This is a genomic window from Mesorhizobium sp. Cs1321R2N1, assembly GCF_037179725.1.
GTDB lineage: Bacteria > Pseudomonadota > Alphaproteobacteria > Rhizobiales > Rhizobiaceae > Mesorhizobium > Mesorhizobium salmacidum.
In genome coordinates, this window is sequence record NZ_JAPYKP010000310.1 from 1 (window position 1) to 1,268 (window position 1,268).

Annotated in this window: 1 protein-coding gene; it reads right to left on the minus strand. The window is 65.9% G+C overall.

Going from position 1 to position 1,268, the window contains the following annotated elements; translation table 11 throughout:
• Positions 1-231 precede the first annotated feature (231 nt).
• The gene (locus O7A61_RS32215) at positions 232-1,113 is read right to left on the minus strand and encodes an aldo/keto reductase family oxidoreductase (protein ID WP_337133176.1); all 882 of its coding nucleotides are present in this window, start codon (positions 1,111-1,113) and stop codon (positions 232-234) included.
• Between the last annotated feature and the right edge of the window lie 155 nt (positions 1,114-1,268).

Genomic DNA, 1,268 nt, shown 5'->3' on the forward strand with positions numbered 1-1,268 from the left:
GCCGACTTCGCAAGCCGGGCGAGGTGGGTTTCGGCACCGCCGCGCTCCACGGCGCCCCCTCTGTCCTGCCGACCCGGCCCTACGCTATCGCTCCGGGCGTTCGTCGTTCGGAAAGCCAAGCAATTGGCTTCCCGTCCGTTTCGCGGACCACGCCTCACCCTCCACGAGGTCCCACGAGGGGGGAGATCGGAAGCTCGGATGTCGGCGCTCTCCGCCGATGCCGCGACCGTCTCAGGCGGCCGCCTTCTCTGCCGCGATGCCGTTCAAGACCTGGATCACATCGGCCGGCAGCTTCAGCTCGGCCGCCGCCAGGTTCTCCCTGAGATGGCCGACCGACGACGTGCCGGGGATGAGCAGGATGTTGGGGGAGCGCTGCAACAGCCAGGCGAGCGCCACCTGCATCGGTGTCGCGCCAAGTTTTTGCGCGACGTTGGCAAGCGTGCTCGACTGCAGCGGTGTGAAACCGCCGAGCGGGAAGAACGGCACATAGGCGATGCCGTCGGCGGCAAGCTCGTCGATCAGCGCGTCATCCTGGCGATGCGCGATGTTGTATTGGTTCTGCACGCAGACGATGTCGACCATGCCGCGTCCCTGCGCGATCTGTTTGCGGGTGACATTGCTCAGGCCGATATGGCGCACCAGGCCCTGGCGCTGCAGTTCGGCGAGCGTGTCGAGCTGCGGCTCGAGCGAGCCTTCGGCTGGTCCGTGTATCCCATGCATGGAGCGCAGGTTGACGACTTCGAGCACATCCAGCCCGAGATTGCGCAGATTGTCGTGCACGGCCTGTATCAGCTCCTGCGGTGACATTGCGGGGATCCACGATGCATCCGCGCCGCGCCGGGCACTGATCTTGGTCACGATGGTGAGGTTGGCGGGGTAGGGGTGCAGCGCCTCGCGGATGATCTGGTTAGTCACGTGCGGGCCGTAGAAATCGCTGGTGTCGATATGGTCGACGCCGCTGGCAATGGCCTCGCGCAGCACGGCGAGTGCGGCGTCGCGGTCCTTTGGCGGGCCGAAGACGCCCGGTCCGGCCAGTTGCATGGCGCCGTAGCCGAGGCGCTTCACGGTGCGGTCGCCGAGTTTGAAAGTTCCGGCCTTGCTGATGTCGGTCATGGTGTCGTCTCCTTTGGATCAGCCAGATATAGACAACGCGCGCCTGCACGATAATATGGTGCAATCGGAACGGCCTGTGCGGAAAGGCGAACAATGGCGGCGGATCTGGGCGACCTCCAGGCGTTCATGGCGGTGGCGCGCGCCGGCGGCTTCCG